This window comes from Bacteroidales bacterium, assembly GCA_016707785.1.
In the GTDB taxonomy this organism is placed as follows: Bacteria; Bacteroidota; Bacteroidia; order Bacteroidales; family UBA4417; genus UBA4417.
The window spans coordinates 66,374-86,607 of the sequence record JADJGZ010000016.1; the positions used below are offsets into that span (position 1 = coordinate 66,374).

Consider the following 20,234-nt stretch of genomic DNA (forward strand, 5'->3'; position numbering starts at 1 on the left):
CAGATGCATATTACAGAAACAATCAATTGAAGTATATCATTGCTATGAACACGACCGAAATATTGACCGGAAATTGTCCTTCTGAAACAGCATACAATCCCGGGAAAACCGGGAATCATGAACAGGCAATGGCCGAGCTTGAGAAAAGTATCTATAATGCCCTTGAGAGGTATTCAAATGTACATCGCGGAAGCGGTCATTTCTCAAAAGCATCGACCCATCTCTATGAAAAAGCTCGTCAAATTGTGCTGGATCACCTAAGACTAAGGGGGAACAGATATGAAGTACTCTTTTTATCACCCCGCAGAGCCAAAGCATTTACTGAACTTCTGCGGCCTGAATGTTTCAAGACAATCAGCAGTAAAGAAACAGGGTTATCTTTAGGTGTTTCGGCTGTAGCCATTCAAAAGAATGCTTTACCAAAAGATACGCCATTCGAAACGGGAGGTGGAACAACTAAACTTTATGGTCCTGATTGGGTGTTGTGGGCCAACCATCCCGACAGGTTCGAAGCAGGCACTCCTGCTATCATCAATATCATTGCCTTCTCGAAAATGCTCCAGATCATGAAAAGGAGGGGAAAGGATGTTTTTCAGGACAGTGCAAAAAATAACACAACCCCTGCGGAAATCCTTTATTCCGGCGAATGGAATGAACTACAGGGACTGGAACTGCTGCAAAGGCTCCGGGAAACTATGATCGGCAGTGCTATCCAGGTTCCGACTACCTCCGGATTTAAGAATTTTATTAATTTCGACAACAGTGCCAGCACCCAGGCTTTCAGCCCGGTATGGGAGGCTTTCCGAAAGTCCCTGCGGCTGAATGATCAAGCCAGGCATGGACTTGTTAAAGAAGTACGGCAAATATGCTCAGAGATTCTCGGTGCACCGCTGACTGATTACGATATTATTTTTACCTCCAATACCACAGAATCCATCAACATTACAGCCCTGGGACTGGGTAAACAAGCTACCGGAGAAACAGAACCGGTGATCCTGACCACTGTGCTTGAACATTCATCAAACGATCTCCCCTGGCGGACTGTACCCGGACATACCCTTCTCAGGCTGTCAGCAGATAATGAAGGCGTTTTCGATCTGAAAGAACTTGAGGTGTTGCTCAGCTCATACAACAGTGAACGGTTGCAGGGAAAAAAGAGGATCAGGATGGTTACTGTGAGCGGAGCGTCCAATGTTTTGGGAACCTGCAACGATCTGACCGCCATAAGTGAGATAGTGCATCGGCATGGAGCGATGCTGGTGGTGGATGCTGCCCAGCTGGTGGCGCACCGGAAGATCGGTATGTCGGCCACAGGCATTGATGGTATTGCCTTTTCCGCACATAAGATCTATGCACCCTTTGGCACTGGTGTATTGATTGTTCGCAAGGGTATGCTTCAATTTGGAGATGCCGACTGGAACCTTATTAACGCTTCCGGGGAAGAGAATACCGGGGGCATAGCTGCTCTTGGCAAATCACTACTGTTGCTTCAAAGGATCGGGTTTGACCTCATAGAAGAGGAGGAAACAAAACTCACCAACAAAGCCCTTAAGGAGATATCGCTTATCCCTGGTATTGAAATTCACGGGATGAAGGTTGCAGATCAGGTTGGACATCCAGGAAAAACTGGGGTGATCGGGTTTAGTGTTAAATCAGGTATGCCCGCAACAGTTGCCCGCAGGCTTGCCTTTTCGGGCGGGATGGGAGTGCGTTTCGGCTGCCTCTGTTCTCACCTGATTATCAAGCAACTCGGTAGCTTCACCCCTTTCCAGGAAAAATTTCAGCGGTTAGTTGTAAAGATGGTTCCTATCCTGAATTTGCAGGGAATTATGCGGGTTAGTTTGGGAATACAAAATACCGAAGCGGATGTAGATGCATTGATAAATGAACTGCAAAGGATCATGGTGAGTGCTGATACGAAACAGAAAAACAAAGATCAGCACATGGTCGGAAATTCTGAAATCACCTTTAACAAAAAGGAGGTGAAAAAGCAATTCAGAAAGTTTATCGAATCAAGTGAGATGAAGGTTTTCGGACAATAAAGTGATTATACTTTAAATGAAAGACTATTAGGCCTGGTTTTATCGTAGATTAGCGCAAAATAATCCGCTGATTAAACCATAAATATCACTCCATCCTGATCTTAAGCATATAATCGATCGCCTCCAGGTCAAGGGCCCTGAACATCTTCTCAATCTGGTTGGTGTAATCAGCATCATGGCTGAGAAGTGCGTCTTCAATGAGAAATGCTTTGTAATCGTAATTTTCCGCATCGATGTATGTCGCAAGCACACATCCCACAGAGCTCAGCCCGCAAAGGAACAATGTGTTGATGCCTTTTTCCTTGAGAAGCTTGTCCAGTTCTGTTTTGGTAAATGAGCTCGAATAAGTCTTGATCACCATTGGATCAGTCTGTTCGATTTTCAGTGAGTCGGAAAACTCAAAACCCGGAGTTCCCGGCACTACTCCATAATCTTCACCTTTATGGTACACCCGTATGACCGGGAGTCCATGCTTCCTGAAGAGCCACATGGACCAGTTCATCATTTCAATAGCCTTATCCTGGTCCTGCTGTGACATCATAGGAAGGAATGCTTTCTGGACATCGATCACCAGTAAGGCCGGTTTCATCAATATCTTGTCCGATTTTTCCGATTGAGCCGAAAGGCCCTGGAAAAGAATTACCAAAGCGAGGATTGTAAATACTCTTTTCATAGCTAAAACGATTTAAACAAATATACTAAAATAACACCCAGGGTGCAAACAGAATCGATGAAATGGGTAAAATAACAGGTAAGATGTTATCAATGCAAAAAAAGCCTTCCTTGAAAACCAAGGTTCACTGGCTTTCTAGAAATGTTCTCCTGTTTGTAATTCTATCCCAAGCATCAAACAAGTAAACTGCAATAGCTTTTTACAATCTCCCGGGAAAATGAGGTGGTGGTTACCCAGAGGGCTATGCCTAAGCAATTTTACTTCCTCTTTTGAGAGTTTCACCTCGATTTGTGTTCGGCAGGCAGTGTCGGACTTTGGTCGTCCGGTTATGTTAGCGGAAGCAATGAAGGCTTTTCTGAGGGCATTATCAAAGCGAAATATGGTGACCCGGTCTTCTTTAAAAGTCCCTTGAATAGCAGTGCCTATCCCGGTTTCAAAGTGCGTTTTTATTGAAAAACCGGAAACCAAACCCGGAGCAATGGTACAATGAGAAAAAGTACAAACCTCATCGGTAGCTTTGTTGATGTTCGCAATCCAGGGAATGATCCCGGTGAGTTCCTTGCAAAGCATCATACCAACTATTGCTGTAAGATCCCCCTCGCAGCCGGCCGGAAACCCTTCGTTATTGAACTTCGCTAAAGGAAGGCAGGCAGTAACACCATCATTTTTTACCATAGGAAAACACTCGACTGTGATGGCATCCAGTCGCCTTTTTTGAATCGTACTTTCAAGGAGTTCATACACCCTGGCGGTATCAGTCAAATCGAATTGTTTCTCATCCGAAAACAATTCCTTGAGGCTGTCGGAAGGCTTAAAACTGGAATAATGAGGCAATTCGTTCCAGGGGATAACAACTAGTTGAATTCCAAATTTCGATTCTAATAAACCTTGTGAGATTGAAGAGGATATCAGCCAATCCGACACCTTCCCGATGAGTCCAAGCTTTTTCCCGTTAAGGCTTTTCAATGCGGTTTTTAGGGTTAAGAAGCTTTTGAAAAGTAATGGGGTTTCTGCCTCTTCTTCATCCAACAGCAATGATTGTATCTTCAACTCGTTCAAATATGCCTTTACTTCCACAGCAGAAGCATATGAATTATCGTGTCGTGAACCGATAAGCAGGTAGAGTTGTCCTGACGAAACCTGTTTGATTGCAAACTGTTCAGATCCGCCGGTAAGAAAAAACAGGATATCCGGACTGTCCTCAACAAGTTCATAATTCGCGGGGGCAATTAGTTTTTCAATCCTACTACCGGCATTTTCAAAGATTGATGCTGCTGTGCCTTGAGATGCAAGTAGTTTAATTTTGAGTGCTGCCACGTTAGGAGATATTGGTGTGAGTTTACCTTAAAATTTTATTCAATTATTGCCTCGAAATCTTTACATGATAAAACCTCTTCTGTGCGTAATTTTTTAATGAGTTTATTGAAATGTTCCTTTTGACAGGTTTCAAGTCTGACAAAACCATGAGTAACATGTTGCTCATCAGTGAAAAATAATATTTACATTTTTCACAGATACTATTTTGCTTTTCCATGAGTTTTTTCGTTTAATAATTCGATTTGAGGAAATAAACGGCCAGCATGAAGATTAACTGTAAAAGTATGAATTTAAGGTGTGATTAGAATAGCGGTTCCACCTAAACTGACTACTTTGAAACAATTAATTTGATCAATAATTTGCCGGATAAACCAAGGCTCATTATATAATTCAGGTTGACTCAAAAACAGCTCTTCAGCGGGACAGGGGTTTTCAGAAGGAAATTTGAGAAAGAAAATACTCGATATTGACAATAATCTCATTTTAGTTGATAATACCCCTTCCCATCGCATTCCAGGCAATCAGTCAACCTACCCATGCACTTACATTGTACTTCCCTTTCAGGAACAACCATCATCACGTTTTCAGTATTTGACAACCCTATTCCAAGCCAGTATTCCCAACCCTTCCATTCACTCTTGCGGTAGGCGATTTCGGGATAAAAGTATATATTCTTAGGCTTTTTTGTTTTACAGAATTGTTTCCAATCGTCCTTCGACTTTAGCTTAAGAGTGCTGATAAACTTTCTGGTAGTCTCAAAATCTTTATAGTCAATACTTAATCCTAACCAATCATGCCAATCTTTCCAACCATCTGATTTATATTGATGTTGAGGAAGTCGCGGTATAACAAGATTATAGTGCCCGGCAAGGATGCGGTTTTCTGACAAGTTTTGCAGCCATTCATCAGAAGTCTTCAACCGCAGAGAGCGTGCGAACTCCCTCGTATCAGTAAATCTAGAATATTGTAATCGCCTTGCCGGATCAACCAACCAGTCAGTCCAACCATTCCAGCCAGTGAACCTGTAAATATGATCCGGATTGTCAGGAATTTTGTCGAGAAAAGAGGGTTGTGCCATCAGCTCTTCCCACTCTTCCTTGTATTCAATATTATATCGACGGGCAAGTATCCTGGCATCCCGAAAAGGGAGCCATTTTTCTTCCTGCTGATCAAAAAGTTCGGGTTGAATACTTTGCATGGATACTTTGATATATCAGGATTATGGGTGTCCTGATCTACAAAGGAAAGTAAATTTAAAACATACTCCTTGCAGAAATATCCGTATTGATTATGACATTATTACCCTCCCGGCTCCCATTCCGGAAAAGCATGTTTAAAAGGTTCAATTCTCTCAAGCTTTAGCCAACGTATTCGGGAGAATTCTTTGAGCATGGCAGAAACCACCTCCGGGTTCATCTCTTCCACAATACGCTGCCGGTAGGATATACGCATGTCGCCGTCATGAATTCGATGGTAGGAATTCGATTCCAGGTACATACCCATAGGTTGTACCGGTCCAAACTGTAATGTGTCGAAATTTGCCTGGACACATAAAGAAGTCGGGATATTCTGATCCTCACTATCAATGAAAAGTACAAGGTAATCCTCCAAATGGGCAACGGCTTTCAAATCAGCGACTTCGGTCGAACGATCTCGATTTTTCATATTTCCCATTGGTATTAGTAATAGCCAAAAACCTTGTTGGTACTAATATACAAAATTTCTGACTAATAAACAAGAAGGAAGATCGATACCCCTTCCCTTGAGAAATCACATGCCATAAAATATAAGGGATAATACTAACTGACTGATAACAGCTGGTGGTCTGAAGTAAAATCAGTACTTCAAAAGCGCCCTGGAAACCGAAGTTCCATCAGATCTCATTAATGTGATGTAATAAACACCTGAAGGATAATCTGAAAGATCAAACTGGCAAGTATTCAGAATCCGAGAGGGCTTGATATCCAGTCGATTCCCTAACACTGATGTGACGGTTATTTCCTTTACTTGTTCAGAAACAGTGAAAGAAACCCGGTCATGGGTAGGATTGGGATATATTTTCAGGGTTTCATTAAATAGTTCTTCCATACCAACATTAGGGCAGGTCACTTCATTGGCCGTATATTTCCCAACAGATAATGTTCCGGCCTCCCAGCACTTATCTGTGGAAGTGAAGAGGTCTACTGTCTGCTGATTTGAGGATGTGGATCCATTGTTAAATACAACACCTATCGGCAAGGAAGAGTAACCGGAAATATCATATGAATAGTACCTGTCGTTGTCCAATGTCATTGAGCTGCCGGGCCAACCACCGCATAACGGCGTTGATCCAACCCATGAATAAACCCTTGCAGGCATTCCATCCGGAGGGCACTTTGAAGCGAACCTTGATGGAGGCGGGCATGGAAGAAATGGTATAGACATTTGTCTCCACCGGTGAATATAATTGCGGATTAGTAGGCTACTGAGCGAATGGTTTTTGAGCTTGTGGAAACAGTAATAGGAACAGTGTACGTTAGATGTATTTGTAGGCTTGTGTTGTCGGGGTGTATATAGATCGGGGCGATGTAGCAATCATGGTAACTGTTTGGGCAGTATAATAGGTTCCCCCGGAAGGAGTAACCATCAAAGAAGGCGCTACAGCAGCGGTGGTTTTCGTCCAGATGGCATAATCCGTTCCTGAAACAGCCAGGGTATAACCGGAAGGCGGAGAATAAGATCCGCTGCCGACCTTAACGATCAGGCTGCCATTAAGGCCTGTGGCTGTTGACACATAAATATTGTTTGAATACTGATCAACGCCACATTACTTTCGCTATGCAGTTTAACAGCCTTGCGGGCGGCAATCATCCGGAAAATGGGGGTTTTGTATAAGTTCCAATGATCGAGAAGCACACATGGCACCCCCGGGGAACCCATCAGGTAGGCATATGCAGCGGGTACATTCCCATTGAATTTGTTTCCACTTTCAACTCTATAGGTATCATGATTATCCACGAAAGTGACTGCATAACGCTTGGTATCAGGATGATGGATCAAACCAGCCGGCTGTGGGGTGGTGCCATTCATCAGCCATACCAGTTGGGTTAAATTCATGCCCCCGTTCCACATGGCTGCATTCAGGGCGAATTTCTCAGGAAAATCGAAAGTGGTTGAATTATAACTGCAACCCGCAAGCCATGACTTGCATAAATCGTAGCTGCCATCGAAGTACTCCCCAACTGAAAAATATTCACCGGCAGCATTGTTGTATTCATTTACATAAGAAGCACTAAACCCCTTGGTCATATCGTAACGCCAGCCGGAGTAACCCATCTCATTCTTCAGGAATTGCATGTATCCTTTGATGTTATTCCTGACAATCGCACTCAAATGATCGAGATCACGCGAGCCATTGAAATCGTCCCCGGTATCGGGGGCACCTGTAGGTTGTGCCTGTCCGGGTTCATTTGCCACTTCATCCGTGCTGCAAATCTGTGCCGGGCCCATCGAATAAGTTACCCCGTTATAGGTTTCAGTTGGAAAATCGGTCCAGTTTGTGGCTCCACTCCTATGATTCACTACTACATCAGCAATTGTTTTAGCCCCCCTGGTATTCAGGGTATTGATGAGAGTCTTTAACTCATCGGCAGTGCCGAATGCGGAGTTCTGGTCGAACCACCATACAGGTGCATACCCCATGCTGTTGGAACTCTGGCAATTCCCACTGGGAGGAAGCCACACCAAGCTAAAAACAGGGGCAATTTCGCCTGCTTTGGATGTGAGTGTTGTCCACTTGCTGTCGGTATACGAATCCCAGTAGAATGCCTGTAGCATCACATCCTGGCATTGAGCAGGTGCCTGGGCTTTCAATATTGAACTCCCTAAAGAAATAATAGTCAGCAGCAGCGATAAGGTAAAGAGTCTTTTCATGAAAAGTTTGTTTGATAAGGACGATTAGACCGCAAAACTAATTAAAATCAGGTGGGTATAGCTTGGAATAGAGGCTGGAATAAAGTTGGGGTAGTTGTTTCATTCGATTGCCCCTGATTGAATATAAATCACATATTATCTGAACTTTGAGTGAAAAAGAATATATTGTTGTACCTTTAATTATTAAGTCTTCAGATCATGAGAAAGACTATCTCTGTTTTCTTTCTGTGCGCATTGGTTCAAAGTGTCTATCCACAATGGGTAAGTCTTAGCAATGACTTTACTCCCAATATTTCAGTTACAGCCTACGATTCAACAATTATTGCAGGGTCTTCATCCTTTGGGTCATTTGACCTGGCTATTTCAAATGATTGCGGGAATACCTGGGTTGGAAAAAATCTAGCCTCATCGGGTGGGGTAACATTTTTGTGTTCAAAAGACTCGATGGTTTATGCCTGTACTCCCAATGGAATATTTGTGTCCAGAAAAGATACTTTAATCTGGTCGTCATACAATGATGGTCTGCCAGGCGGACTAATCCATAAAATGCTTTTCAACGACAGCATTCAGCTTGCTGTCAGCAATAGCCAAATATATCAAAGGATTGTTGGAAGCTCTGCCTGGACTACCATCTGTGAGAGTAGCCCGGTAATTGGGATCTCAGATTTTGATTTCGATGGAAACCTTATGGTAGTAGCAGGAAATGGGATTGCAGAAAGTCGTGATATGGGTTTAAGCTGGACCCTTTGGAGTGACTATATTTTTGAATGGAATGCTGTTACCATAAAAGGAGACACAATCATTGCAGCATCAAAAGGAGGAATCTACAGAAAATAACCAGTTCCGGTAGTATTAGTGATGTAAGCAATGGCTTGATTAAACTATGGAACCCTTCGGGATACGACTATTATGGCGAATTTAATATGTTCCATCAGATTGGTGATAACATATTCCTCTGTGTGGAGAAACAGGTGTTTACAAATTATCTAAAGAGACCTGGAATTGGGAGCATACAGGTTTGGAATCATTGAGTTATGCCCTAACTGATAACGGGAATATGTTGTATGCTGTGAAAGGATACGGTGGTATTTGGAGCAGGCTTTTGAACCAGTTAAATGTGAGTATAAATGAAGAACCACTACTGCAATCTTCATTTTACATTTTTCCAAATCCGGCTCATGATATTCTTAACATTCAATCTGTAAATAATAAACGTTCGGCTAACCTTCAAATTTTCGATATTAATGGGAATATGAAATTATCTAAAGAGATGCTTCAGGAGCAGACAATTGTCAACACCGGGACACTCAATCCCGGCGTATATATCATACGCATAGAATATGATCAGAAAGTAGTAAATTATAAATTATTGATATACTGACAAAAGTCATGAAGGGTAAAAAATGATCAGGTTTTACTTTCAAAGTGCTTTAAAAAACGGAATGCATACGATCCGTCAACTGACTGAAAATTAATCCTTTCAGAAAAACTCATTCGTATCAGCTAAACCATCAAATTATTTACCTTTTGCCATGGGTATTAGAGCAGGCTGAATTACTGACTCAGCATCTGAATGGGCCTGTTCCAGAATTTTAATTCGGTCAAGATGCCGGTTTAAGCGCAGAAATTGAATCAGTATAAGCATCACAATTGCAAATCCGGAAAAAGACAGGATCACAAATTCCCAGTCCATAATTTTACGTAACGGTCCAAGTAAACCAGAGCCAACAGACTTTCCCAGGTTTGAAATCGCCATATAAAGGGTAAACTGAGTAGCGGCCACCCTTTTCCAGCATAGTTCCATGCCTGTAGCAAATACGGCGACACTTAAGAAAACCCACAATGTAGGGATTATTTATTCTCCAAAAACGTTTACCTCAACTCATCTCCAGAATATGGCTTTGTCAGGTATTTTGCTACTATACTATTGAATAAATCCGGGTTATTCGTTGTAACATAATGGTCTTCGCCGGATAAAAAGCAAAGATTTGATTGTTTTATATTTCGATAAATAAACATCGTATGTTCTTCCCTGACAATATCTCTGTCAGTTGACATTACCAGGACAGGGCACTTGATCTTGTGTAAGTCCTTTGCACTGATATTGGGTTGAAACTCCATCAAACGATTTCGCTGTTGAATGATCTTCCAGTTTTGACTGGTATCATTTTTTGCAAGCATTTCATCTGCTTGTTTCCTGTCGCGTATCACTGATTTAAAAAAGGACGGATAGAGCGCATTCGTATCTGCTGTTAGGTTTGCAGCAAAAGCAACAACCTTCTTAACTTTCTGAGGATAATAAATAGCCAGCAGAATGGAAATGATTCCGCCATCACTTCTGCCAACAATATGAGCAGAATCGATCCTGAGGTAATCAAGGATGCCGGCAATATCTTTAGTCATTTGCATGTAGGTCAGGCTGTCGGTCCCCAGTTCACTTTTCCCTCTTCCCCGGCAATCCATAACCACAACTTTATATGATTTGGAGAAGAATTCTATCTGTGGCTTCATATATGCAATGCTACCGCCGTTGCCGTGGATCAAAACAAGAGGCTCACCATGGCCATATACCTCATAGTATTGCAATACACCATTCATATTGATATAACAACCGACTTCAGAATTTTTAACATAAGGTATCGAATAGGAATCAGGTTGGGCAGTTATTGTATCTATGAAAAGAAAGCTAAATAGAATTAGCGGGTACAGCTTAAAGCACTTCTTTTTCATAGGGCAATGATTAATAAGTTTAGCCTGTTTAATTAAAACTTAATGCTGATATAAGTGCTTCATTATTAATAGCGATTTGAAAGTTTAAAGGAAGATCTGTTGTAATAAGTTAACAGTCATACGCCTGCCTCACTTTTGGATATCTAAAAGAACCAATAAACTATATAATTGTTTGATTATGAACATGATTTTCACATAGTGTTCAGATGAACTTCTACACATCTTCTGTTTCAGTATAAATCACACTAAAAGGTGATTGCCTAGTCAGATATTCCCGGATACTTTTGCATGAACCGGCATCCTAAATAAGGAAAGAAGAAATTGTCATAACCTATAACTCCTAATTCCATGAGAAGATTAATTTCCATTTTATTTATCATCGCACTATTTACAAGTGCCTTCAATAGTTGTAAAAAAGATGACAGCAGCGGAGAAACCAAAAATCAGTACAATGGAAAGACCACTGCGCAGTTTAATCCAGATATTGAATATGGAACAATGACCGATCAGGATGGTAATGTTTATAAAACAATTACAATTAATTCCAAATCCACAAATGGATTAGGAGAAACATGGATGGCTGAGAATTTAAGAACTACAAAATATAATGATGGGTATGACATCCCAAATGTAACAGATGATGTGTCCTGGGCAAATTTAACAACGGGTGCATACTGTACCTATAATAATACCACAAGTGCTGATTCAATTGCTACATTCGGGCTACTGTATAACTTCTATACTATTGACAGTGAAAAAATTGCACCTTCCGGATGGCATATACCAACAGACCTTGAGTGGCGGCGGTTGATTCAGTACAGTGGAGGTGTAACATTTGGTGGGGGTGGAATGAAAGAGGCCGGAACTATGCATTGGGCAGAACCTAACTATTGGGGTTATAATTCATCTGGTTTTACTGCATTGCCCTCTGGCTTTAGGCATTACCAGGGTTTATTCAGGTTGCACGGTAAAACTGCAGAATGGTGGTCAGCAGAATCCCTTCTTAATACTGCAAATTCATACCATGTAGGCACAGATGGGGCCTCGGCTCCGATTAATACAACGGACAAACGCTTTGGATACAGTATACGTTTAGTAAAAGACTAATAAAGTATGCGATGTTCATCCAAATGAAATAATATTTCCATTCAGAATTTGTTGAAACGCAGTATCACAAGCTATTATTTAACTTCAGAGAAAGGTACTAAGATTAGTCAGACTCAATAATTAAAGAGAAATACCCCATTTAGTGAAGACTCATTATTATACTAATCAAAAAATTCAAGCATATGTATCTATTCGTTGAATGCTGGAAAGCCCGACCGGAATGGCAGGCTTTAAGTATAGAAGCCAGGGGTGCCTATATGGCTGAACTTGGAAAGGGAATTGAATCCCTTATAAGTGCAGGGGTTGAGATTGTATCATGGAGCATCAATGACCCCGATACCTCAAACCGTGGGCCCTTTGATTACTTTGCAGCCTGGAAATTCCCAACCAGGGAACTTGCGGCAGGCTTTGAGCAAATTGTTCAACAATCAGGGTGGTATAACTATTTTGACCAGGTCAATTTTAAAGGCGAGGTTCTGTCGCCGACAAAAGTTATTGAGCAGATTATTAGATTGTAAAATATCTATAAAAAATGAATCTGCGAAGCAATTCTTCGCAGATTCAATCCTGAACATCCCGCTTAGTCTGTCAGTTAGCGGATCACTTAATGTAACTGCAACTAAATAAATAATCTTTATTTGGCTGAATAAAAGCAGACCTTCGGAGAAACGATCTTTTCTTCTTTTTTCAATGCCTGGATGGCTTTGTCAACTAAGGCTTTATCTATCCCTGTCTGGGTTGCAATTTCTGCCGATTTCAAGGGTTTCGGTGATTCCTTTAGTGTTTGAAATACTACGTCTTTTGTTTCCATGTATGAGTGTTTAAGATAATTTTTCTTATTCCTTTACCGGGGCCATTTTATGACCTATAAAACCAAGTATCAGCCAGGGGAATATGGCATCGGCAAAGTAAGCAAAAATGTCCGGCTCCTTGTACCAGATAAAGCTTGAGTAAGGAATGAAGAAAAATCCAATCATTCCCACGGCCAAAGATAGGAAAAGCCTGTTGACCTTCCAGTGATTCCATGGAAGCTTGTTGTTCGGCCTGACTCAGAAGGATCTGGTTGTCCGAGCATATACATGCCTTCTTCGAGCCCCGATTCCTGGATTTTTTGCAATAATTCAGCCTGTTTTGGTGTATAGGTGCTTGCCGCTTTATGGAAATTGGGCATCGCATTGGATAAGAAGAGCCATGCGAAAAGAATGATGGCACCTATCAATGAAAAAAGTAGCTTTCTTGTCATAGCTTAGGGTTTTATTGTTTACTCAAAAATACAACCTCCCTTCAATATGAACAAGATTAAGAAGAAATTAAATACCGCAATACCGGGAAGCGGATTGATCAGAAGGGTCAATCACCTGGTTTTATGATTACTACATTCTAGTCAGTGACCAGCTTTTGAAAGTGCACCAATTATAGGCGTATCCTCCTGGTCCGGATCCGGGTTTATTGCTATTATCCACTGTACCACTTGCAGAAAAAGCATCGTTAGCGACAAGGTTGGTGCTTTCGATTTTATTCCCGTCAGCATCTACCACGTAAGAACCTGCTACTGAGTTCGAGGTAAAAATTTGAGAACCATTCGGGAATTTTACCATAATACTCATCCCCTGATCAGAAAGAGAGCCATAATTTGCAGGCAGAAAAGCCATACTGACTGCTGGGTCAGGAACAACAGCCATTGTTGCACCGAAGGATGGATCACTGCATGTAGCAGCTGTTATTTTCATCAGGTGGGGATAACCTTGCACAACCGCAAGTGGTTCAAGGGAAACGGTAAGAATAAAGCTGGTATTTATTACTTCAGGAGGGCCAGAGGTTTGGGGGACTTCAGCTTTATAATAAAATGTCCCGCTCCAGGTACCGGCATAGTTGACTTCAGGAATTATACCTGCCAAGATATTAAACAATTGGGTCACGGTAGGCAACTGTCCGTTATGTTCTAATTGGTAATTCCACAGTGCAGCTGTAATTTCCGGAATTTTAATATCAACACTGGCTTGTTTTAGCATTTCATAAGTACCCGCCACCAGGGCGGAAATTTTGGGGACAGCAAAAGAGTTGCCATAACCCGGACAAGAAGAGCCGGGAATTGTTACCTCACAAGCCTGGGCACTCAGGTAGTTGGCCGTTCCCCTATTGGCATAGCCCATTCCACAGCCGGATGGCGCCTCCTGTGAACCCACCATATAAATATGATCCCAAACCGGGGAGCCAGGAAATTCCTGCTGTAAATATTCAAGGTCATCGGTTTCATTAATATTTGTGTCGGAAGCTGACATCAGCAAGACTGCATTATCGAGCAAATGTGGATTTTTAAGTTCAATAGCTTTGAACATTGTAATATAACGCCTGTAATACCAATAATTATCACCGGGAATGCTATCGATCCCACCCATTGACATATTGATTACTACAGGAAGATTATGCTCGTGGGCATAGCTCAACACTTCTACCGTCTTTTTCATCGCTTTGCAATAATCTCCTCCTTTCAGTTCTATATTCACGGGGACTGTTACATCATTGATATTTACATCCACACCACCAGCTCCAGCAACATTGGCGACAGCCTGCATATGTGTCATTCCGTCTTCACATGGCATGACTACACCCAGATCAATGGTTTGAATGAGACTATTCTTATCACCTGATATTGCAAACAAACTCTTCGAACCACAAGGTATGCCAGAAAATACCCCGCCATTTTTTACTGTAACAACTATATTAGGGAAAGCATCGGCAATTACAGATGATGAATGCATGGCTTTTATAAAGTCAGCGACCTTAGACTGTTCAACATTCGCCAGGTATAAACCTGCAGTTGGGACCTGGATCTTGATGACACCTTCATTTTGTTCCACAAGTTGACTTACTTGCTCTACTGTTCCTGAAGGTGATAGTAAAACAACCTGTCCGGGGTAGACAAACATGGTGACCTGTTCCCCGTTTTTCGTTAAAGCTCTGTTGTGCAGGTAAAGGAAATGATGTAAGGTTATCGAATGAATCTTCCATCAGCCCTGTTGAAGGATCATCTTCTTTTTTACTGCATCCGGTTGAAATAATGATCAGGATGATCACTGCAATTCCGATGAGTTTCAAGGTCAGTTTTTCCATTTTTAGATATATTAATGTTGTATGATAAGCAATTTCCCACTTCTCATTCCCGACTTTGATTCTATGGTAAACAAATAGTGCCCTGAAATTATATCTCCCAATTCCACTATAGTATCACCTGTTTTCAGATCTACCTTTTTCAGGATTCGTCCATGCATATCGCTGACACTGATAACATTTCCCTCCGGAATGACCATCAGCCCATCGATCCTTACGATATTATCAGCAGGATTAGGAAAAAGCTTGAAATTGAATGCAGTCTTATTATCATACCCGAGAGGAAATCCCTTATAGGAAGCTTCAAACCGATAAGTCTGAACATTCAGCAGCAGAACATATTCATTCTTATAATAAAGGTAGGAAGTCTGCATATCAGGCTGCCAGGTTCCGGAAGACCAGATTTCGTTTTTGCCTGTTAGCGTATTGCCAAAGGTATCATGTGTGTAAGTCTTTCTTGAATCACTCACCCAACCAATGCCTGATGGATTGTAAGCCCATTCGGTAAGAATATTACCCCCGTCGTCAACAGTGTAATCAACTTTGTTGGCAGCAACCCATTGATTTTCATCCCAACTATGGATGAGAAGCTCATCGTAATATCCATTTTCGTTGTAGGTATAAATAAAACGGCTGCCATTGAGCCAGTTTAAACCATCATCAGAGTATTGTGTAATTACAGTCAGCATGTTTGATTCATAAGCATAGTCACTTTTCAGGTCGTTTTTCCAGGTTCCCGGGGTCCATCGCTCCTGTAGCATGGATATTTTCTGCCCAGGCCATCGTAGCTGTAACTCCGTTTGATATAATTCACCCAGTTAGCACCTGAAAATTTTTCAACTGATTCCAGAATGATATGACCATTAAAATCATATTCAACGGAGACTCTTGAATAATTCAACCATGCATTTGACTGCCATAGCTGCGTTAGTGAAGAAATCACCTTTCCACCTGCATTATTTGTATTAGTAATCCTTGAATCATTCACCCATTCTCCGGATGTACGTTTTTCGTTAAGCTGACCTGTAACAAATCCATTTTCATCGAACGACTGTATCAGCCTTTCAATCACTAAATCCTGCTCATTATAACAAATTACCGTATCCCATTTCCAGATCATTGAGCCTGTATGGCTTTGTGCGTTGCTCCCGGATGTCAGAGCAATGAGTATTGCACATAGAAGGTATAACTTTTTCATTACTGATTTTTTAGCCTGTTTTCAGTAAATAATCGAAATGTCTAACTGTTAGGGTTTACAGGACTAAAGAAATTTTGCTTCCGTTTCACCTATTATTATTCAGGCCCTGATTGTATGGAAAGCGAGATGAAACCAAGGGAAAAAGCTGACAATCATCTTACTTTCACTCATTACTGGCAGTTTCCGACGCGAAGTAGCTTATGTGAATGATAACATCACGAATAGAAGTATCACTTTCGCTTACCTGTTCAGTTTCGGCATAACACAAGTTAATCCGACAATTGGAGAAAAGTCACATCGAATTCTGTTAAATATATTAATTATAATTCAGGCTATGGACCCTGATTTTATTTAATGATTAACAGTATCGGATGGCACATAACATGAAGATTTGGGGTTGACGGTAGCCGGTATTAAATGGAAGTAGTATTGTATCAAATCCATTGCAATAGTTTAGTAACTCTTCAGGAATCCAATGCAAAATGAATAAATCTTTCACTTCCGGACACAGTAAACGAAGCCTAAAACTATACAAGTCAGGCTTTTATCTTTATAAGATCAAAGAGCTGATTAACCTGGGTTATACTTTTTTCAGTTGCCCGACAAACACAGGTTTTTCATTCCTGATGTTCAGCATTCTTTTCAGACGGGCTATGGTTAATGGTTTTTTAAAAGAGGCAATTATGTATTCCGGATTGATTTGTACGTACATTTTAATTTTCTTAATCGGGACCATCCATCATTCTACTTGATAATCAATTGATTTTCAAGTGTTATTAACCTTTTCTTCACTTTGTGAATGAACCCTGTTAGATGATAAGCAATTGTCAAAAACCGAGCCACAGTATAAGTTACTGATTATCAGATGTCTTAATATGTCATTTTGTCATTTTCCAGAGAATAACCCACTTGTTTCACTTTCAAGTGATGAAATACATTGTTGGGAGGGTAATGTGTGACGGAAAAGGAAATTTCTTCCCCTTTGAACTGTGCATTAATACAACACAGTATCCTTTGCATTTATTCAGAAACCGCTTAACTTTGAAACGAGAAGAATCTTTTCATCTAAAAATAATATATCATGAACAGGACAGTTATTCTTTTTCTACTGGTTTTCAGCCTATTGATGGTCATTGCACAGCCTCCTTCAGTTCTCCCCGGATTGACCTGGGAAGAAGTTTACAATTTCGACAGATGCAATGTTTTTGCACTTGAATTTTATGCCAAAAACAATGAGCTGATGAAAACCAGGAATATCAAAACTTTCTATCAGTCGAACGGAGAAAACTTCCTGGTACAATACCTTTCTGAAATGAAGGGCAATGGAACCGAAACCCTTATTGATAAAAAGAATGAAATTGCCATCCAGATGTTTGGTACAGGTGGCGGGGCTACTCCTATGTACAATGCAGGGGCATTTAAGTATCCGGCAGCAGATGAATTGAAGCAACTTACTCTTATTCCTACAGATGAAAACAAATTGATTGCAAATCTGAAATGCCGGAAATATACCTATACCCACAAAAAGATTTTTGGTGAAGTCTGGTTAACGGAAGATGTGAAACTTTCTAATGACATCGGGGTTTTCAGGGCTTGTAAGATGGCTGCATTGCACAATACTTTATCTGTTCCGGGTTTTGTTATGGAAATGACCACAGAAGATGACAGAGGTGGCAAAACCTTAATGAAGACTGTATCATTGCAGAAAGATGAGACATACAAACTGGATCTGAAAGGTGTTGAGATGGGTAAAGCAATCAATAAGGTGAATTATTTTACTTTTTAATTCTGCTACTTGCTTTAAAATCACTTGGCGGCCCGTTTCGTATAACAACAACGTCAGAGTTTTTCCTACTTTCGTAAATCCTTCAACTGACCCTGCTATATGGCTGAGCCCCGCCCTTCATTCCCCCGTAGTTTCTGGACTGTAATTTCCATGGAGTTCTTCGAAAGAGGTTCTTATTATGGGATGATGTCGGTATTATCCGTTTATCTTGTATTGAGCAGGAATGAAGGAGGATTGGGCTTTTCGAAAGAAAGTGTAGGAGCTATCAAGAGTGTGATTGTGCCAATGCTGTATTTCCTTCCCATTCTGTCAGGCGCAATAGGAGATCGGTATGGTTACCGAAAAGTGCTCTTCTTTGCATTTGCTTCAATGAGTCTGGGATATTTCTTTGCAGGGCTTTCCACCACTTACATAGCCATTTTCAGTTCATTATTGTTGGTAGCCTTGGGAGCCGGATTCTTTAAGCCTATGATTTCCGGCACCATAGCAAAAGTTACTGATGAATCAAGTTCTTCACTGGGATTTGGAATCTACTATTGGTCGATTAACCTTGGAGCCTTCCTTTTCCCACTCATCCTTGTACCCTGGTTGAAATCAATTTCATGGTCATATATATTTTTTATGGCAGCTATAGGAACAGGTTGGCTGATATTCCTCAACCTGTTTGTTTTCAAAGAACCGGTGAAAGAAAAGAGTTCAAAGCCTCTCATCCAGGTATTCACCGAAATGCTCATTGTGCTTAAAGATTATCGGTTTTTCTTGATGCTATTGATTTACAGCGGATTCTGGATCATGTATTTCCAGGTATACGATTCTGTTTTATGGTACCTGACAGAGAAAGTGGACATGTCACCTTTTAACAATATTGTAAATTCCTTTCTGGGATTATTCATGGATTCACCTTCATGGAAATTTGAGGCCGAGCATGTTACTGCAATGAATGCCGGGGCTATTATCCTGTTACAAATCCTGGTCTCGAGCCTTGTAAGAAACACGAAAGTACTGCCTACGATGATCTTTGGAATTGCTTTAGGATCACTGGGAATGGGGATGCTCGCTATTGCCCCTAATGCCTGGGTTTTCATGGCTTCAATGTTTGTATTCACCCTTGGGGAGATGATTGCCCATCCAAAATTTATTTCCTATGTTGGACTTATCGCTCCTCCGGACAAAAAAGCAGTTTACCAGGGTTATTCTTTCCTTTATGGAGTAATTGGCAGTGGAGTAGGCGGAATCCTGGGAGCTACTCTGTATGTGAGGTTTGTAGAGAAGCAAAACAATCCGGCCCTGTTATGGATTACTTTCTCAATGATAGGAGTAGTTACAATAATTGGATTGCTTTTATATAACAGGTTTATTGTCAACAACAATAATAGCCAAAAAGCATAATTCTGAAAAATAATAATAATTCCTTAGTTTCTAAGTACCTTAATTTTTTTTAATGTGATTTCATCAGCATATAAAACAGGTACTCAAACTGATGGGTTGCTAATTTGTTAAAAGTAGGTGTGCCTTTAGTGGTGGCAAACATATCGCCAATACGATGCAGCATTTTCGGAGTAAGCTTTCGCACAAGGATTTGCCGGTCGGTTGATGTTAGCTCCAGAGCTTCCAATACATTTTCTGTAATGATCTCATTTTTCATTGGAATGAATCTCGCACTTTTAAGCTGCTGATCGAGCAGTTCCAGTTCATCATCAGGTCTGAAATCTGCAAAAAGCAAAATACCACCTGGTTTCAGCACCCGATAGGCTTCATTGAGGAAGTTTTCCATCTTTAGGTATCGATGCGATGATTCTACATTGATAACTACATCAAATGAATTTTCCCGGAAACTGAGTTTCTCTGCATTACCCCTCACAAACCGGATATTCTCGTTTGCGTAATAATTTTTGCAGAATTCTATTGAATTTTTATTCAGATCAAGCCCTATAGCCGATTTTGGTGCCATATATCGACTGATATAAGATATGCCACCACCTCGGCCACAGCCAATTTCAAGTATATCTTTCCCTTGAATATCAACACTTCCGGCTACAAAATGGTAAAGTTGTGAAGAGTACCTGTTTAATCGGTCTTTTTCATCAAGTTCGATTGAATGCTTATTCTTCGAATATCCATAGTTCATAAATGTAACCTCAGCATTTTTATCCACTTTGCTTACATAGGAATACCAGACCTTAAAAAAAATACTTTTTGACAGCTTTTTTACTTTCCTGATCATTCCCGCATTATTGTTCAAATGTGCCATAAAGTCAAAAGATTTAAAATGTGTAAATGATGATCAAGTGTTAATCTCCGGTAAAAATGAAGTCGCAAAGAAACAATAAATACCAGATCAGGGCGTGATTTAGCTTT

At 40.8% G+C, this 20,234-nt stretch carries 25 protein-coding genes; 8 read left to right on the top strand and 17 right to left on the bottom strand.

Annotated elements, in window-relative coordinates:
- Positions 1-44 precede the first annotated feature (44 nt).
- The gene (locus tag IPH84_10680; GenBank protein MBK7173673.1) at positions 45-2,042 is read left to right on the top strand and encodes an aminotransferase class V-fold PLP-dependent enzyme; all 1,998 of its coding nucleotides are present in this window, start codon (positions 45-47) and stop codon (positions 2,040-2,042) included.
- An 85-nt stretch (positions 2,043-2,127) separates the two neighbouring features.
- On the opposite strand, the gene IPH84_10685 is transcribed toward IPH84_10680, so the two are convergent.
- The 7 genes from IPH84_10685 to IPH84_10715 all read right to left on the bottom strand — a co-directional run bounded on the left by IPH84_10685 (position 2,128) and on the right by IPH84_10715 (position 7,944).
- Positions 2,128-2,715 carry a cysteine hydrolase gene (locus IPH84_10685; GenBank protein MBK7173674.1) on the bottom strand — a complete coding sequence of 196 codons (588 nt, stop codon included), beginning with the start codon at positions 2,713-2,715 and terminating at the stop codon, positions 2,128-2,130.
- A 135-nt stretch (positions 2,716-2,850) separates the two neighbouring features.
- On the bottom strand, positions 2,851-4,032 hold the full coding sequence (locus IPH84_10690) for a hypothetical protein (GenBank protein MBK7173675.1): 1,182 nt from the start codon (positions 4,030-4,032) through the stop codon (positions 2,851-2,853).
- 478 nt (positions 4,033-4,510) lie between these two features.
- Positions 4,511-5,230 carry a hypothetical protein gene (locus IPH84_10695; protein ID MBK7173676.1) on the bottom strand — a complete coding sequence of 240 codons (720 nt, stop codon included), beginning with the start codon at positions 5,228-5,230 and terminating at the stop codon, positions 4,511-4,513.
- A gap of 101 nt (positions 5,231-5,331) precedes the next feature.
- Positions 5,332-5,697, bottom strand: a complete 366-nt coding sequence (locus IPH84_10700) for a hypothetical protein (protein MBK7173677.1) — start codon at positions 5,695-5,697, stop codon at positions 5,332-5,334.
- A 171-nt stretch (positions 5,698-5,868) separates the two neighbouring features.
- On the bottom strand, positions 5,869-6,456 hold the full coding sequence (locus IPH84_10705; GenBank protein ID MBK7173678.1) for a starch-binding protein: 588 nt from the start codon (positions 6,454-6,456) through the stop codon (positions 5,869-5,871).
- Between the two features lie 91 nt (positions 6,457-6,547).
- Positions 6,548-6,805, bottom strand: a complete 258-nt coding sequence (locus tag IPH84_10710) for a hypothetical protein (GenBank protein ID MBK7173679.1) — start codon at positions 6,803-6,805, stop codon at positions 6,548-6,550.
- Positions 6,772-7,944, bottom strand: a complete 1,173-nt coding sequence (locus IPH84_10715; protein ID MBK7173680.1) for an alpha-amylase — start codon at positions 7,942-7,944, stop codon at positions 6,772-6,774. The genes IPH84_10710 and IPH84_10715 overlap by 34 nt, the downstream gene beginning before the upstream one ends.
- 198 nt (positions 7,945-8,142) lie before the next feature.
- On the opposite strand from IPH84_10715, the gene IPH84_10720 reads away from it, so the two are divergent.
- Complete coding sequence (locus IPH84_10720; GenBank protein ID MBK7173681.1) at positions 8,143-8,781, top strand: hypothetical protein; 639 nt, start codon at positions 8,143-8,145, stop codon at positions 8,779-8,781.
- Positions 8,782-8,962: 181 nt separating this feature from the next.
- Positions 8,963-9,325 (top strand): T9SS type A sorting domain-containing protein, encoded by a 363-nt coding sequence (locus tag IPH84_10725; GenBank protein ID MBK7173682.1) that lies wholly within the window; start codon positions 8,963-8,965, stop codon positions 9,323-9,325.
- A 135-nt stretch (positions 9,326-9,460) separates the two neighbouring features.
- Here the strand turns inward: IPH84_10725 and IPH84_10730 are convergent, their stop codons facing one another.
- Both IPH84_10730 and IPH84_10735 read right to left on the bottom strand, forming a co-directional pair.
- Positions 9,461-9,748, bottom strand: a complete 288-nt coding sequence (locus tag IPH84_10730) for a hypothetical protein (GenBank protein ID MBK7173683.1) — start codon at positions 9,746-9,748, stop codon at positions 9,461-9,463.
- A gap of 68 nt (positions 9,749-9,816) precedes the next feature.
- Positions 9,817-10,674: an alpha/beta hydrolase gene (locus tag IPH84_10735; GenBank protein MBK7173684.1), complete on the bottom strand. Its 858-nt coding sequence runs from the start codon at positions 10,672-10,674 to the stop codon at positions 9,817-9,819.
- Positions 10,675-11,022: 348 nt separating this feature from the next.
- On the opposite strand from IPH84_10735, the gene IPH84_10740 reads away from it, so the two are divergent.
- Together IPH84_10740 and IPH84_10745 are read left to right on the top strand one after the other, a co-directional pair.
- Positions 11,023-11,781, top strand: a complete 759-nt coding sequence (locus IPH84_10740; protein MBK7173685.1) for a fibrobacter succinogenes major paralogous domain-containing protein — start codon at positions 11,023-11,025, stop codon at positions 11,779-11,781.
- A gap of 182 nt (positions 11,782-11,963) precedes the next feature.
- On the top strand, positions 11,964-12,299 hold the full coding sequence (locus IPH84_10745; GenBank protein ID MBK7173686.1) for a hypothetical protein: 336 nt from the start codon (positions 11,964-11,966) through the stop codon (positions 12,297-12,299).
- A 116-nt stretch (positions 12,300-12,415) separates the two neighbouring features.
- Here IPH84_10745 and IPH84_10750 read toward each other — a convergent pair whose 3' ends face one another.
- The 7 genes from IPH84_10750 to IPH84_10780 form a co-directional block, all read right to left on the bottom strand.
- Positions 12,416-12,592, bottom strand: coding sequence for a MarR family transcriptional regulator (locus IPH84_10750; protein ID MBK7173687.1), 177 nt, complete (start codon positions 12,590-12,592; stop codon positions 12,416-12,418).
- 25 nt (positions 12,593-12,617) lie between these two features.
- Positions 12,618-12,758, bottom strand: a complete 141-nt coding sequence (locus IPH84_10755; protein ID MBK7173688.1) for a hypothetical protein — start codon at positions 12,756-12,758, stop codon at positions 12,618-12,620.
- Positions 12,755-13,024: a hypothetical protein gene (locus IPH84_10760; GenBank protein MBK7173689.1), complete on the bottom strand. Its 270-nt coding sequence runs from the start codon at positions 13,022-13,024 to the stop codon at positions 12,755-12,757. Before IPH84_10760 ends, IPH84_10755 begins: the two co-directional genes overlap by 4 nt.
- 130 nt (positions 13,025-13,154) lie before the next feature.
- A complete protein-coding gene (locus IPH84_10765; protein MBK7173690.1) occupies positions 13,155-14,642 on the bottom strand; it encodes a hypothetical protein in 1,488 nt (495 codons plus the stop codon).
- Positions 14,629-14,895: a hypothetical protein gene (locus IPH84_10770; GenBank protein ID MBK7173691.1), complete on the bottom strand. Its 267-nt coding sequence runs from the start codon at positions 14,893-14,895 to the stop codon at positions 14,629-14,631. Before IPH84_10770 ends, IPH84_10765 begins: the two co-directional genes overlap by 14 nt.
- Positions 14,896-14,906: 11 nt before the next feature.
- A complete protein-coding gene (locus tag IPH84_10775; GenBank protein ID MBK7173692.1) occupies positions 14,907-15,653 on the bottom strand; it encodes a T9SS type A sorting domain-containing protein in 747 nt (248 codons plus the stop codon).
- Positions 15,608-16,090: a hypothetical protein gene (locus tag IPH84_10780; protein MBK7173693.1), complete on the bottom strand. Its 483-nt coding sequence runs from the start codon at positions 16,088-16,090 to the stop codon at positions 15,608-15,610. The genes IPH84_10775 and IPH84_10780 overlap by 46 nt, the downstream gene beginning before the upstream one ends.
- 482 nt (positions 16,091-16,572) lie before the next feature.
- Between IPH84_10780 and IPH84_10785 the strand changes: the two genes are divergently transcribed.
- The 3 genes from IPH84_10785 to IPH84_10795 all read left to right on the top strand — a co-directional run bounded on the left by IPH84_10785 (position 16,573) and on the right by IPH84_10795 (position 19,265).
- Positions 16,573-16,842: a hypothetical protein gene (locus IPH84_10785; GenBank protein ID MBK7173694.1), complete on the top strand. Its 270-nt coding sequence runs from the start codon at positions 16,573-16,575 to the stop codon at positions 16,840-16,842.
- A gap of 329 nt (positions 16,843-17,171) precedes the next feature.
- Positions 17,172-17,876, top strand: coding sequence for a hypothetical protein (locus IPH84_10790; GenBank protein ID MBK7173695.1), 705 nt, complete (start codon positions 17,172-17,174; stop codon positions 17,874-17,876).
- A 99-nt stretch (positions 17,877-17,975) separates the two neighbouring features.
- Positions 17,976-19,265: an MFS transporter gene (locus IPH84_10795; protein ID MBK7173696.1), complete on the top strand. Its 1,290-nt coding sequence runs from the start codon at positions 17,976-17,978 to the stop codon at positions 19,263-19,265.
- 49 nt (positions 19,266-19,314) lie between these two features.
- On the opposite strand, the gene IPH84_10800 is transcribed toward IPH84_10795, so the two are convergent.
- On the bottom strand, positions 19,315-20,127 hold the full coding sequence (locus IPH84_10800; protein ID MBK7173697.1) for a class I SAM-dependent methyltransferase: 813 nt from the start codon (positions 20,125-20,127) through the stop codon (positions 19,315-19,317).
- Positions 20,128-20,234 lie beyond the last annotated feature (107 nt).

Bases quoted from the DNA above. Each gene is read 5' to 3' on its own strand.
- IPH84_10785 (MBK7173694.1), top strand. From the start codon at position 16,573: ATGAATAAATCTTTCACTTCCGGACACAGTAAACGAAGCCTAAAACTA.
- IPH84_10755 (MBK7173688.1), bottom strand. From the start codon at position 12,758: ATGATTGGATTTTTCTTCATTCCTTACTCAAGCTTTATCTGGTACAAG.
- IPH84_10685 (MBK7173674.1), bottom strand. From the start codon at position 2,715: ATGAAAAGAGTATTTACAATCCTCGCTTTGGTAATTCTTTTCCAGGGC.
- IPH84_10745 (MBK7173686.1), top strand. From the start codon at position 11,964: ATGTATCTATTCGTTGAATGCTGGAAAGCCCGACCGGAATGGCAGGCT.
- IPH84_10775 (MBK7173692.1), bottom strand. From the start codon at position 15,653: ATGCTACAGGAGCGATGGACCCCGGGAACCTGGAAAAACGACCTGAAA.
- IPH84_10680 (MBK7173673.1), top strand. From the start codon at position 45: ATGAACACGACCGAAATATTGACCGGAAATTGTCCTTCTGAAACAGCA.
- IPH84_10760 (MBK7173689.1), bottom strand. From the start codon at position 13,024: ATGACAAGAAAGCTACTTTTTTCATTGATAGGTGCCATCATTCTTTTC.
- IPH84_10695 (MBK7173676.1), bottom strand. From the start codon at position 5,230: ATGCAAAGTATTCAACCCGAACTTTTTGATCAGCAGGAAGAAAAATGG.
- IPH84_10735 (MBK7173684.1), bottom strand. From the start codon at position 10,674: ATGAAAAAGAAGTGCTTTAAGCTGTACCCGCTAATTCTATTTAGCTTT.
- IPH84_10700 (MBK7173677.1), bottom strand. From the start codon at position 5,697: ATGAAAAATCGAGATCGTTCGACCGAAGTCGCTGATTTGAAAGCCGTT.
- IPH84_10780 (MBK7173693.1), bottom strand. From the start codon at position 16,090: ATGAAAAAGTTATACCTTCTATGTGCAATACTCATTGCTCTGACATCC.
- IPH84_10715 (MBK7173680.1), bottom strand. From the start codon at position 7,944: ATGAAAAGACTCTTTACCTTATCGCTGCTGCTGACTATTATTTCTTTA.
- IPH84_10790 (MBK7173695.1), top strand. From the start codon at position 17,172: ATGAACAGGACAGTTATTCTTTTTCTACTGGTTTTCAGCCTATTGATG.
- IPH84_10770 (MBK7173691.1), bottom strand. From the start codon at position 14,895: ATGGAAAAACTGACCTTGAAACTCATCGGAATTGCAGTGATCATCCTG.
- IPH84_10750 (MBK7173687.1), bottom strand. From the start codon at position 12,592: ATGGAAACAAAAGACGTAGTATTTCAAACACTAAAGGAATCACCGAAA.
- IPH84_10740 (MBK7173685.1), top strand. From the start codon at position 11,023: ATGAGAAGATTAATTTCCATTTTATTTATCATCGCACTATTTACAAGT.
- IPH84_10800 (MBK7173697.1), bottom strand. From the start codon at position 20,127: ATGGCACATTTGAACAATAATGCGGGAATGATCAGGAAAGTAAAAAAG.
- IPH84_10720 (MBK7173681.1), top strand. From the start codon at position 8,143: ATGAGAAAGACTATCTCTGTTTTCTTTCTGTGCGCATTGGTTCAAAGT.
- IPH84_10705 (MBK7173678.1), bottom strand. From the start codon at position 6,456: ATGTCTATACCATTTCTTCCATGCCCGCCTCCATCAAGGTTCGCTTCA.
- IPH84_10730 (MBK7173683.1), bottom strand. From the start codon at position 9,748: ATGGAACTATGCTGGAAAAGGGTGGCCGCTACTCAGTTTACCCTTTAT.
- IPH84_10795 (MBK7173696.1), top strand. From the start codon at position 17,976: ATGGCTGAGCCCCGCCCTTCATTCCCCCGTAGTTTCTGGACTGTAATT.